11 protein-coding genes are annotated in these 11,678 nt (G+C 73.8%); 8 read left to right on the top strand and 3 right to left on the bottom strand.

The genetic code is table 11. The features are described from left to right. Positions 1-107: 107 nt before the first annotated feature. The gene (locus tag ABEA42_RS05380) at positions 108-1,352 is read right to left on the bottom strand and encodes an MFS transporter (RefSeq protein WP_345501669.1); all 1,245 of its coding nucleotides are present in this window, start codon (positions 1,350-1,352) and stop codon (positions 108-110) included. Between the two features lie 99 nt (positions 1,353-1,451). On the opposite strand from ABEA42_RS05380, the gene ABEA42_RS05375 reads away from it, so the two are divergent. Next, the gene (locus ABEA42_RS05375) at positions 1,452-1,772 is read left to right on the top strand and encodes an ArsR/SmtB family transcription factor (protein ID WP_345501667.1); all 321 of its coding nucleotides are present in this window, start codon (positions 1,452-1,454) and stop codon (positions 1,770-1,772) included. Positions 1,773-1,824: 52 nt separating this feature from the next. Here the strand turns inward: ABEA42_RS05375 and ABEA42_RS05370 are convergent, their stop codons facing one another. Then, positions 1,825-2,634: an HAD-IIA family hydrolase gene (locus tag ABEA42_RS05370; protein WP_345501665.1), complete on the bottom strand. Its 810-nt coding sequence runs from the start codon at positions 2,632-2,634 to the stop codon at positions 1,825-1,827. A 70-nt stretch (positions 2,635-2,704) separates the two neighbouring features. On the opposite strand from ABEA42_RS05370, the gene ABEA42_RS05365 reads away from it, so the two are divergent. Continuing rightward, positions 2,705-3,118, top strand: a complete 414-nt coding sequence (locus ABEA42_RS05365; RefSeq protein WP_345501663.1) for a VOC family protein — start codon at positions 2,705-2,707, stop codon at positions 3,116-3,118. 9 nt (positions 3,119-3,127) lie between these two features. Here the strand turns inward: ABEA42_RS05365 and ABEA42_RS05360 are convergent, their stop codons facing one another. Next, complete coding sequence (locus ABEA42_RS05360) at positions 3,128-3,673, bottom strand: YbaK/EbsC family protein (protein WP_345501661.1); 546 nt, start codon at positions 3,671-3,673, stop codon at positions 3,128-3,130. Positions 3,674-3,967: 294 nt separating this feature from the next. Between ABEA42_RS05360 and ABEA42_RS05355 the strand changes: the two genes are divergently transcribed. The 6 genes from ABEA42_RS05355 to ABEA42_RS05330 all read left to right on the top strand — a co-directional run bounded on the left by ABEA42_RS05355 (position 3,968) and on the right by ABEA42_RS05330 (position 11,611). Further along, positions 3,968-4,369 carry a DUF6504 family protein gene (locus ABEA42_RS05355; RefSeq protein WP_345501659.1) on the top strand — a complete coding sequence of 134 codons (402 nt, stop codon included), beginning with the start codon at positions 3,968-3,970 and terminating at the stop codon, positions 4,367-4,369. 11 nt (positions 4,370-4,380) lie between these two features. Continuing rightward, entirely contained in the window at positions 4,381-4,857 is a 477-nt protein-coding gene (locus tag ABEA42_RS05350) for an SAV_6107 family HEPN domain-containing protein (protein ID WP_345501657.1), read from the top strand. Then, complete coding sequence (locus ABEA42_RS05345; protein ID WP_425571988.1) at positions 4,854-8,882, top strand: DNA polymerase III subunit alpha; 4,029 nt, start codon at positions 4,854-4,856, stop codon at positions 8,880-8,882. The genes ABEA42_RS05350 and ABEA42_RS05345 overlap by 4 nt, the downstream gene beginning before the upstream one ends. A 39-nt stretch (positions 8,883-8,921) precedes the next feature. Next, the gene (locus ABEA42_RS05340; protein WP_345501654.1) at positions 8,922-9,749 is read left to right on the top strand and encodes a methyltransferase domain-containing protein; all 828 of its coding nucleotides are present in this window, start codon (positions 8,922-8,924) and stop codon (positions 9,747-9,749) included. Next, the gene (gene dinB, locus ABEA42_RS05335) at positions 9,746-11,011 is read left to right on the top strand and encodes a DNA polymerase IV (protein WP_345501653.1); all 1,266 of its coding nucleotides are present in this window, start codon (positions 9,746-9,748) and stop codon (positions 11,009-11,011) included. The genes ABEA42_RS05340 and dinB overlap by 4 nt, the downstream gene beginning before the upstream one ends. A gap of 171 nt (positions 11,012-11,182) precedes the next feature. Beyond that, entirely contained in the window at positions 11,183-11,611 is a 429-nt protein-coding gene (locus tag ABEA42_RS05330) for a DUF3040 domain-containing protein (protein WP_345501651.1), read from the top strand. Positions 11,612-11,678: the final 67 nt, after the last annotated feature.

The raw sequence follows: 11,678 nt of genomic DNA, 5'->3' as shown, positions 1-11,678 counted from the left end.
GTCGCGGTCCCCCGAACGCGACGGGCACGAGCCTGCCCGCGGTCGGACAGGGCCGGCATCCGTGCACGTACTCAGATCCACGACCGTCCTGACACGTGCGCTCGCGGTCAGTCGCGGGTCGTGAACCGGCGCAGCAGCATCGCGGCGCCGGACAGGACGGCGACGGCCACGCCGTACACGGTCGCGGTGGTCTCCAGGCCGAGGTGGGGGACCGCGAACCCGGCCGCCACCGCGGGGAGCCCGAAGGCGAGGTAGCTGACGACGAAGACCGACGAGAACAGCTCGCCCCGCTGGTCGGGGCCGACGGTCGGGGTGACCGACCGCATGATGCCGAGGAACGAGGTCCCGAAGCCCGAGCCGGCGACCACGACGGCCAGCAGGAAACCGACGAGGGACCCGAGGTGCATGGTCACGAGCGTCAGGACCGTGCCGAGGGCCAGCATGCCGGTCCCGTACAACGTGACGGCACGGGCCGAGCGGTGCCGGGCGAGGTAGGAGCTCAGGCCCCCGGACCCGGTCAGGAGGGTGACCGCGGCCCCCTGCACGACGTGGTCTCGGCCACCCAGCGAGGCCACGAGAGGAGCGCCCAGGGAGAGGTACAGGCCACCCGTCGCCCAGCCGGCGAGCAGGGCAGGAGCGCTGCGGTTGAAGGCTTTCCGCGCGGCTGTGGGGATCCCCACGTGGGGGCGCAGGGAGCGCAGCCACCCGTCGTGGCGAGGCGAGGTCTCGGGCAGCGCCAGCGCGACCACGGCGAGCACGAGGTAGGCGGCCGTGAGGGTCCCGAATACGACCGGCAGGGCGTGCGGCCACGCGTCGAGGGCCGCCCCTGCGGCCAGGGCGCCCAGCGCCAGACCGGCCATGGGGGTGACGCTGTTGACCGTGGCGGCCAGCCCGGGGCGGTTCGAGGGCTCGAGGTCTACCGCGGCGGCCGACACGGTGGACATCAGCAGGCCCGCGGCGACGCCCTGGACGGCCCGCGACACCATGAGCGTCGTGACGTCGTCGGCGTGCCAGAAGCCGAGCATGCTCACGGCCAGCACGACGAACCCGCCGGCCAGCACCGGCCGTCGGCCGACGTGGTCCGACAGCGAGCCCGTGACGAGCAGGGTCGCGAGGAGGGTGAGCGCGTAGACGCCGAAGATCGTCGTCAACGTGCCAGCCGAGAAGCCGATCTGGGCCTGCAGCACGGGGTAGAACGGCGAGGGTGCGCTGGCGCCGACCATCAGGGCCGTGACGGCGCCCACGGCGGCGACGAAGGCCGGGCCCCGGGGCAGGCGGCGCGGCTCGGGGCCGCCGGCGACGGTGCGCGTCCGCACGGGGGGAAGGGTCTTGGGGAGGGTGCGCTCGACCATGGTGGGACCTCTCGGGGGCGAAGGTTCGATATTTGTCGAACCTTCGCGGCGGCCGAGGCATTCCCGTACCGGCGAAATCCGTTCGAGTATCATCGAACCATGAGTGGGACGCAGGGGCTCGCGCACCCCGACCTCGCGGACGTCGCGCTGACGGACGTGCTGTTCGCGCTGAGCGACCCCGCCCGGCTGCAGATCGTGCGCGACCTCGCCGACGGCCCCCTGGAGATGGCTCAGTGCGGCGCGACCGACCCGGCCCTGCCGAAGTCGACCCGGTCCCACCTCATGAAGGTGCTGCGCGAGGCCGGCCTGATCCGCAACGAGCCGCACGGCCGGCAGCGCATCGTGTCCCTGCGCCGCGACGAGGTCGACGCCGCCTTCCCCGGGCTGCTCGACAGCGTGCTCGCCGGGCGCGACCGCTAGGACGGTCGTCGGCCGCGACGGTCGTCGGCCGCGACGGTCGTCGAGGGCTGCGCTAGGACGGGCCCTCGAGGGGGCGCAGCTCTGCCACCAGGGGGACGATGTCGGCGACCGAGTCGACCACCCGCGTCGGCTGGTAGGGGAACTGGTCGACCTGGTGGGGCCGGGTCGAGCCGGTCATGACCAGGATCGTCCGCAGGCCGGCCTCGAGGCCGCTGATGACGTCGGTGTCCATGCGGTCACCGACCATGACCGTCGACTCCGAGTGCGCGTCGATGCGGTTGAGGGCGCTGCGCATCATGAGCGGGTTGGGCTTGCCGATGTAGTAGGGCTGTCGCCCCGTGGCGGCGCTGATGAGGGCGGCCACCGAGCCGGTGGCGGGCAGGGTGCCCTGCTGGCTGGGACCGCTGACGTCGGGGTTGGTGGCGATGAAGCGCGCGCCGCCCTCGATGAGCCGGATCGCCTTGGTGATGGCCTCGAAGGAGTAGGTGCGGGTCTCACCGAGGACGACGTAGTCGGGGTCACGCTCGGTCATCGTGTAGCCCACCTCGTACAACGCCGTCGTGAGGCCGGACTCGCCCACGACGAACGCGCTGCCGTGCGGTCGCTGGTCGTCGAGGAACTGCGCGGTGGCGAGCGCCGAGGTCCAGATCGCGGCCTCCGGCACGTCGATCCCGCTGGCCAGCAGCCGGGCCCGCAGGTCGCGCGGGGTGAAGATCGAGTTGTTCGTCAGCACGAGGAAGCGGCGGCCGTGCTCGGCGAGGGCGGCGAGGAACTCCGCGGCCCCGGGGATGGCGCTCTCCTCGTGGACGAGGACGCCGTCCATGTCGGTGAGCCAGCACTCGACGGGCCTGGGTCTGGTCATGTCGCCCATTCTGTCGCAGACCGATCACCACTTTGGTGGAGCAGGCGCGCCACCGGCAGGAGGACGCTGGATGTGCACGAAGGAGGTGCCCGTCATGTCACTGGCCACGAGCGCAGTCACGACCCTGCTCCCCGTCACCGACACCGGTCGCGCCAAGGAGTTCTACTCCGACCGGCTGGGCCTGCCGTACGAGGGGACGAACGCAGAGGGGAGCCTGATGTACCGCCTCGGCGGCGGCACCATGCTCTGGCTGCTGCCGAGGGAGACCGGGTCGCAGAACCCGAGCACCGCCCTCACCTGGGAGGTGCCCGACGTCCGGGCCGAGGTCGCCGAGCTCGAGGGCAGGGGAGTGGTCTTCGAGGACTACGACCTGCCCGGGCTGCGCACCCAGGACCACATCGCCGAGATGGAGGGCGAGCTCGCGGCGTGGTTCACCGACCCCGACCACAACGTGCTGTGCATCCACGAGGCGCACCACGCCTGACCGGTGCGCTCAGGCGACCTCGATGGCGTGGCCGCCGGAGACCCGCAGCAGCTCCTCGTAGGTCGTCTCGTAGACGGTGTGGCTGTGGCCCGCCGCCGCCCACACGTGCAGGTAGCGGCTGAGGGAGACGTCGACCACCGTCTGGATCGGCGCGGGGTGTCCGACCGGTGCCACCCCGCCGATGGCGAAGCCGGTGGCGGCACGGACGAAGTCGGCGTCGGCGCGGTCGAGGTGGTCGATGCCGTCGACGAGCTCGGCGACCTTGACGAGGTCGACCCTGTGGGCGCCGGAGGTGAGGACGAGCAGGGGCGTGACGACGCCCTCCTCGTCGTGGGCGCGGAACACGAGTGAGTTGGCGATCTCCGCGGTGGTGACGCCGAGGGCCGCGGCTGCTGCAGCCGCGGTGCGTGCGGCGTCGGGGAGGACGACCACCCGGGGTTCCACCCCGTGCACCGCGAGGGCGGCCAGGACGCGCTGGACGCCGGCGTGCTGGCGCAGGTCACGCGCGGGGGCGCCTGCGTCGGCGGTGGGGTCCGGCGGTGCGGGCAGGCTCATGACGAAACCCTAGGACGGGCCCCGGGTCTCCACCAGAGGTCGCGCAGTTCGTCTCACCCGCCGCCCTTGACGGGCTGTCCGAGGCCGGGTGTACGGTTCTTCTATCGAACACCTGTTCGAATGGTTCCGCAGTGAAGAACCGGATGGCCAGCAGCGTGGACACCACGCACCTGCCGTCCGCGGGACCAGTGTGCGGCTCCGGCCCCCGTGATCGGGCGCCTCGACCCCGTCCCTTCACCGGGCCGGAGCCCGCACCACCTCATCCTGCCCTGCTCGTGACGAAGGAGCCTGCTCGTGGTGCGCCGGTACGAAGAACCCATCGAGGTCCGCCAGTCCGTGCTCGCGGGGCATCCGCTCGCCCGGGACGTGGCAGGGGCCGAGGACGGCGCGAGGTCCGGGGACGTCACGAGCGGTGGGGACGGTGCCGCTCCGCTCGCCGGGCCGGAGGCCTTCGTCTGGCGGGGTCGCCTCTACGTCGTGCGGGCGGTCCTCGACCGCTGGCAGGAGCGGCGTCCGTGGTGGCGGGACGCGCGGGAGCAGGGCAGCGGCGACGTCCTCACCGATGCCCGTGAGCGGCAGGTGTGGCGCGTCGAGGCCAGCGCGGGCCGGTGCGCCGGCGTGGGGGTCTACGACCTCGGCGCCGACCCCCAGGGCCTCGGCACCCCCCACTGGCGCCTCCTGCGCGTGGCGGACTGATGACCGTGATCATGACCACCGACCTGACGACCGGCACGACGACCGGCATCGCCACCGACTCGGCCACGAGCAGCGCCGCAGCCAGCCTCGAGCTGCTCGACCGGTCTCGGCACTCGCTGCTCGAGGCCTGCCAGAGCCAGGAGGTCACCCAGCGCTACCTCCAGGCGCAGCTGGGGGCCCTGCGTGCGGCAGCCGCCCTCGTCGCGGCCCGCGCCACCCCGGACGGCCACCGCGGACCGCGGTCCCTGTGGGAGCTGTTGCCCGCCGTCGCCCCCGAGCTCGCGGAGTGGGCCGGGTTCTTCGAGCTCGTGTCCACCCGTCGCGCCGGGCACCCCGTCAGCGTGCGCGAGGCCGACGACCTGCTGCGCCAGTCCGAGGTGTTCCTCGACCTCGTCTGCCGCAGCCTCGGACTGCCGGTGCAGCTCGCGGCCCACACCGAGGTGCTCGTCCCCACGGCGCTCGCGGGCTCCGTGCCGTCCACGCCATGACCTCCGTCCGGCCGCCGTCCCCTGGCCAGGGGGTGAGCGACTTCGTCCACCTGCACGTCGCCTCCGGCTTCTCCATGCGCTACGGCACCTCGACGCCCGAGGCCCTCGTCGAGCGGGCGGCCCAGCACCGCCAGCCGATCCTCGCGCTCACCGACCGCGACGGCCTCTACGGTGCGATCCGGTTCGTCCAGGCGGCGACGGCCGCGGGCATCGCCCCGGTCCTGGGGGTCGACCTCGCCATCGGCCCCGACGCGCCCGGCGACGAGGGCAGGTACGGCGGGGACGGCAGCGGCGACCCGCGCCGCCCGGGGGCCCCGGCGACCCCGCCGCGCACGCCGGTGCGCGGCGGCACGGACCGCGACCCCCGCCACCCCCGGGTCACCGTGCTGGCCCGGGGCGCCGCCGCGGGGGTCCCGCACGGTGCGGGGTGGGCGGCGCTGTGCCGGCTGGTGACCGAGACCCACCTGCGCGGTGAGCGGGGGACACCCGTCAGCTCCGCCGCTGTCGTCGCCGCCCGGTGCTGGACCGGGGGAGACCGCCGGTCCAGCCGCGACCACGCGAGCCCGCTCGTGGTCCTGCTCGGGCCGGACTCCGACGTCGGGCGAGCGCTGCTGGCCAGGCGCACCGACCAGGCCCGGGCCCTGCTGGCCGCCTGGCGGCGCAGGCTGCCCCCGGACTCGGTGGTCGTGGAGGTGGTCTGCCACGCAGGGCCGGAGGGCACCCCTGCCTCCCGGGCCCACGCGCGCCGGCTGCTCGGGCTGGCCGACGAGCAGGGGGTCCCCGCCGTCCTCACCGCCGCGGTGCGCCACGTCGAGCCGGGGGAGTCGGCAGTGGTCGACGTGCTCGACGCCGCGCGACGGCTCGTCGCCCTCGACACCCGTCACCTCGACCGGGTCACCGACGCGGCCCACCTCGCCTCGACCCCGGTGATGCACACGGTGGCCCTCGAGGTCACCGGTGGCGACCGGGGCCGTGCGGAGGCCCTGGTCGCCCGCACCGTGGGCCTCGGGCTCGCCTGCGCCCAGAGCGCCCGGCACGACCTCGGTATCGGGTCGGTCCACCTCCCCGAGCCCGAGAGGCTGGGCATCGTGCCGGGGGAGAGCCCGCAGGCCAGGCTCGAGCAGCGGTGCCGTGAGGCGCTCGGGAGCCGCTACCCCGGCATCGGGGAGAAGGAGTTCTCGGCCGTCGAGCAGCGCCTCACCGACGAGCTCAAGGTCATCGCCGAGCTGGGCTACCCGACCTACTTCCTCACCGTCGCCGAGGTCGTCGACCTCATCCGGGGGATGGGGGTCCGGGTCGCGGCCCGGGGGTCGGGGGCTGGGTCGCTGGTCAACTACCTGCTCGGCATCAGTGGGGTCGACCCCATCCGCTACCGCCTGCTCATGGAGCGGTTCTGCTCACCACTGCGGGCCGAGCTGCCCGACATCGACATCGACGTGGAGTCGGCGCGCCGCACCGAGGTCTACGAGCGGATCCTCGACCGGTTCGGCGGGGAGCGGGTCACCTGCGTCTCGATGATGGACACCTACAAGGTGCGCCACGCGATCCGGGACGTGGGTGCCGCGCTCGGCCTGCCCCCGACGGAGATCGACGAGATCGCCAAGGCGTTCCCGCACATCCGTGCCAAGGACGCCCGCAACGCCATCGCCGAGCTGCCCGAGCTGCGCTCGCGCGGCCTCGACAGCCCCCGGCTGCGGGCGCTGTTCGACCTCGTCGAGCGCCTCGACGGGTTGCCGCGCCACATCGCGCTGCACCCGTGTGGGGTGATCCTGTCCGACGGCGGCCTGCTCGACCGGACCCCCGTCGAGGCGAGCTGGCTCGGCTTCCCCATGAGCCAGTTCGACAAGGACGACGTCGAGACCCTCGGCCTGCTCAAGCTCGACGTGCTCGGCATCCGCATGCAGTCCGCCATGGCCCATGCCGTGCAGGAGGTGGCCAGGGTCGACGGGGTGCAGGTCGACCTCGACGACCAGGCCCAGGTCCCGCTCGACGACGAGGCCACCTTTCGGCTCATCCGCACCAGCCACACCCTCGGCTGCTTCCAGATCGAGAGCCCAGGGCAGCGCGAGCTCATCGGCAAGTTCGGCCCGCAGCGGTTCGAGGACCTCGTCATCGACATCTCGCTGTTCCGCCCCGGGCCGGTGAAGTCCGACATGATCACGCCGTTCCTCGAGGCCCGCCACGGCTGGAAGGAGGTCAGCTACCTGCACCCCACGCTCATCGAGGCGCTGCGCGAGACCGAGGGTGTCGTGGTGTTCCACGAGCAGGTGCTCATGATCGTCGCCGAGACGACCGGGGTGTCCCTGGCGCAGGCCGACGAGGTCCGGAGGGCCCTCGGCACGCCCAGGGGCCAGCTCGAGATCGAGGCGTGGTGGCGACCTGCCGCCCGGGCCCGCGGCTACGCCCCCGCCGACGTCGACCGGATCTGGGAGGTGCTCAAGGCGTTCGCGTCGTTCGGGTTCTGCAAGGCCCACGCCGCGGCCTTCGCCCTGCCCACCTACCACTCCGCGTGGCTCAAGACCCACCACCCGGCCGCGTTCCTCGCCGGCGTCCTTACCCACGACCCCGGCATGTACCCCAAGCGGCTCATCCTCGACGACGCCCGGTCCCTCGGTATCGCCGTGCTGGGCCTCGACGTCAACGCCTCCACCGGTGACTACCGCATCGAGCGGCTGGAGGGCGCCACCACCCTCGCGACACCGCCCGCGGCGCCGGACTCCCTCGAGTCCTACTGGGCGCCCCGGCCCCCGGCGCACCCGGACCTGCCCGACGCCAGCGGCTACGGCATCCGGTTGTCCTTGGCCGACGTCAAGGGGATCAGCGACGCCGAGGTCGCCAGGGTCGTCGCCGGGCAGCCCTACGCCGGCCTCGCGGACTTCTGGCACCGGGCGCACGTCTCGCGACCCGTGGCCGAGCGACTCGTCCTCGCCGGCGGGTTCGACTCCCTCTACGGCATGGGTGCCCCGGCCGGGCCGACCGGCGCCCGGGGGATGGGTGCGGGTGGGCTCGGGCGCAGGGGGCGCACCACCCGGCGCGACCTGCTCCTGCACGTCGCCGAGCTCGACCGCTACGGCAGGGCGCTGGACCGGTCCGCCAGGCGGGCCGCGCCGCGGCGCGGTCGGGGGAGCGGCCGGGTCCCCCCAGGGGGCCGGCCCCCCAGCGACGGGGTCACGGACGGTTCGGGCGTGCGAGCCCTGGCCGCGGGCCAGTCACAGGCGGCGCTGCCCGTCCAGGACGCGGCCGAGCAGCCGACGCAGCTCACCCTCGACCTCGGTGACCGGCCCGAGCTCACCTCCGGCACCGGCCTGCCCGAGCTGAGCGGTCCCGAGCGCATCCGGGCCGAGCTCGACATCCTGGGCCTCGACGCGAGCGCCCACGTCGTGGAGTTCTACACCCCGATGCTCGACGCGCTGGGGGTCACCCGCAGCCGCGACCTGCTGGGGTCGCGCAGCCGGTCCACCGTCTGGGTGGCGGGGGTCAAGGTCGCGACCCAGACCCCGCCCATCCGGTCGGGGCGGCGGGTCGTGTTCCTGACCCTCGACGACGCCACCGGGCCGGTCGACGCCACCTTCTTCGAGGACGTCCAGGGCCCCTACGCCGCCACGGTGTTCCACTCCTGGATGATGCTCGTGCGCGGCGTCGTCCGGCGGACCGGACCGCGCGGGATCTCGTTGCGCGCCACCGGCGCGTGGGAGCTCACCCCGTTGTGGGAGGCATGGACGAGCGGGGGCCTGGAAGCCGTCCACGCCGCGATGGAGGCCAGCGAGCAGGCTGCCGCCGAGCTCGCCGCGCTCGCCGAGCTGGCGGGGGAGGCCCAGAAGGCAGGCGGTCCGGCCGGGCGCCGGGTCCTCGTGCACGCCTCGGGCTTCCGCCAGTCCCCCTACGCCGACACCAAGCCGCCGGGGGAGGACGTCCGGGGGTCCAGGGCGCTGGCGCAGCACGGTCAGGTGCCGGACGACGGGGTGGGCCGGCTCGTGCCGCCACGCAAGCTGTGGCACTCCAGTCCCGGCAGCTCGGGCCATTAGGGTGGCAGCCACGAGCGCGCCCGACACCAGTGGCCGCGCATGACACCAGCGGCAGAGCAGCAGACCCAGGAGGTGGACCCCGTGGCCGACGAGCAGTGGCGTACACGGCGTGGCGGGGTCGAGACCGCCCTGCGCACCTCCGCGGTGTGGTCGGCCGTCCGCGACCTCCTCGACGCCAAGAGGGCGAGCCGGCAGGCCGACGGCGACCGGCCCCTGCGCGTCCTCGACCTCGGGGGCGGCACCGGTGGGCTCGCCGTACCCCTCGCCGAGCTCGGCCACGAGGTCGTCGTCGTCGACCCCAGTCCTGACGCCCTGGCGTCGCTGTCCCGGCGCAGCGCCGAGCGGGGGGTCGCCGGCCGCGTCACCGCCGTCCAGGGTGACGCAGACTCCCTGGCCGGGATCGTCGGTGACCAGCTCGTCGACCTGGTCTGCTGCCACGGCACGCTCGAGGTGGTCGACGACCCGCAGGCCACCCTCACCGCCCTCGCGGGCGTCGTCGCCCCGGGCGGCCACCTGAGCATCGTCGCCGCGCAGCGCCTGGCCGTCGTGCTGGCACGGGCCCTCGCCGGCCAGTTCGCCCAGGCCCACCAGGCGCTGGTGAGCGAGGACGGCCGCTGGGGCCCGGCCGACCCCCTGCCCCGACGCTTCGACGCGAGCACCTTGCGCGCGATGGTCGAGCAGACCGGCCTGGTCGTGGAGGACGTGCACGGTGTGCGCCTGTTCAGCGACCTGGTCCCCTCGGCCCTCATCGACTCCGACGCGGACCGTGCCGCGCTGCTCGACCTCGAGGCGGCCGCGAGCCGGCACCCCGACTTCGGCTTCCTCGGCGAGCTCGGCGCAGCGGTCCACGTCCTCGCCCGCACGTGAGCCGCCGCCAGTTCACCCTGCCGACGCGCAGTGCGGACCGGCCGCCGGACGACACCGGCTGCACCGTCCTGCACGTCGACATGGACGCCTTCTACGCCTCCGCCTCCCTGCTCAGCAGACCCGAGCTCGTCGGCACCCCGGTGATCATCGGCGGAGGCGGCAACCGTGGGGTCGTGCTGTCGGCGACCTACGAGGCGCGCCGGTTCGGGGTCGCCTCCGCGATGCCGATGTCACGCGCCCGTCGGCTGTGCCCGCAGGCGACCGTCATCGCCCCCGACCACCACCTCTACAGCCAGATCTCGGCGGCGGTGATGGCGACGTTCGACACCATCACCCCGCTGGTCGAGCCGCTGTCGCTCGACGAGGCCTTCCTCGACGTCGCGGGCTCGGTGCGCCGGCTCGGCAACCCGGCGCGGATCGGCCAGCTCATCCGCGACACGATCCACGACGAGCAGGGCATCACCTGCTCGGTGGGGGTCGCCCCGACGAAGTTCGTCGCCAAGCTCGCCTCGGGCCTGGCCAAGCCCGACGGCCTGGTGGTCGTGCCCCGCGACGAGGTCGTCACCTTCGTCCAGCAGCTGCCCGTGGGGGCACTGTGGGGCGTGGGCGACAAGACCGAGGAGACCCTCCTGCGGCTCGGGCTGCACACGGTGGCCGACATCGCCCACACTCCTCTGGACACCCTGCGCCGGGCCCTGGGGGACAGCGCAGGCCCCCACCTGCACGACCTGGCCTGGGGACGCGACCCGCGCGGCGTCGAACCGGTCCGCCGCGAGCGCAGCATCGGCTCGGACGAGACGTTCGAGTTCGACGTCGACGACCCGGCGCACATCCACCGCCAGCTGCTCAAGCTCAGCGACCGGACGGCGGCCCGCGTCCGCGCGGCCGGGATGCTCGGGCGCACCGTCACCATCAGGGTCCGGTTCTCCGACTTCACCACGATCACCCGCAGCAGGACCCTGCGCGACCCCACCGACGTGAGCCGCGAGATCTACGAGATGGCCCGCAGCCTGTACGACGCCCTGGGCCTGCAGCGCGCCCGGATCCGCCTCGTCGGGGTGCGCATGGAGGGGCTCGTCGAGGGTGCGGGTGCCCCCATCCAGGGCCTCCTCGACGAGCCCGAGCAGGGGTGGCGCGAGGCCGACCGGGCCGTCGATCGCGCGAGTGCCCGGTTCGGGGCCGGGAGCGTCCGCCCGGCCAGCCTCATCAGCGACGCGGAGCGTCGTCGGCCAGACGCGGGCCGGGGTGACATGCACCACTGACGGGCGCCCGGACCGGCCTGCCCGAACGGATGGTGCAACCCCCCGCTGCGACATATCCTGAAGACGTCAGCGCGAAGCCACTGACCGGCGACGATGCACCCTCACCGGCGCAACGAATCGGGGGCGTGGCGCGTTGGAGGTCTTGCACGCCGATTTGTCCAGGAGGTCACCGTGCCGCTCTCAGAGCACGAACAGCAGCTGCTTGAGCAGATGGAGCAGGCGCTGTATGCCGAGGACCCCAAGTTCGCCTCGCAGATGCAGGGAGCGGGCGCTCGCGCCGCAGCCCGGCGCCGCGTCGCGATCGGGGTGGTGGGGGTCGTGGCAGGCCTGGCCCTCGTGCTCGTGGGAGTCAACACGACCATGTGGATCGGCGCCGTCGGCTTCGCCCTGATGGTCGCCGCCGTCGCCTTCGCCCTGACGCCGCCGCGACGCGGCAAGGCGGCCCTGGGGACGGTCCAGCCCGACGGCAGCGTGCGGCGCTCGGCGCCGCGCGGCAAGCCCGGCCAGGGTGGCAAGGGCACCAAGGGTGCCCGCTCCGCGGGCTCGTTCATGCACCGCATGGAGGAGCGCTGGGACCGCCGTCGCGACAGCGGCTTCTGAGCACCACCTCCAGCAGCAGGACACAGCCACCGGCACCCCAGCAGCCGGGCACGCGCTGAGGCACGGC

The sequence above is a fragment of the Pedococcus ginsenosidimutans genome, from assembly GCF_039544395.1.
In the GTDB taxonomy this organism is placed as follows: Bacteria; Actinomycetota; Actinomycetes; order Actinomycetales; family Dermatophilaceae; genus Pedococcus; species Pedococcus ginsenosidimutans.
Note: the sequence above shows the minus strand (reverse complement) of the source record. Positions and strands in the feature narration are given on the sequence as shown.